Source organism: Collinsella sp. AM36-4AA, assembly GCF_003467795.1.
In the GTDB taxonomy this organism is placed as follows: domain Bacteria; phylum Actinomycetota; class Coriobacteriia; order Coriobacteriales; family Coriobacteriaceae; genus Collinsella.
Genome location: NZ_QSHS01000050.1, coordinates 1 through 283 on the forward strand (window position 1 = coordinate 1; position 283 = coordinate 283).

The 283-nt window shown below is 63.3% G+C and carries 1 pseudogene; it reads left to right on the forward strand.

What is annotated here, in order from left to right:
* A pseudogene (locus DW850_RS10465) lies at positions 1–283 on the forward strand (SIS domain-containing protein); the annotation flags it as partial.

Below are 283 nucleotides of genomic sequence, written 5' to 3' on the forward strand. Positions count from 1 at the left end.
ACCGCCGCGGCTGCTTCCCCAAGTTCGATCTGTTTATCGAGCAGACCAAGGACATCTGGAAGGACATGCTCGATATCCGCAAGCGCTTCGAGCCGCGCGCCGAGGAGCTCGCCAAGAAGTACGCCCTGGCCCCCTACACCATGTTCATCGGCTCCGGCGCCCTGTGGGGCGAGACCATCCTGTTCTCGATGTGCATCCTCGAGGAGATGCAGTGGAAGCGCACCCGCTACATCACCTCGGCCGACTTCTTCCACGGCACCCTCGAGCTCGTGGAGCCCGGCGT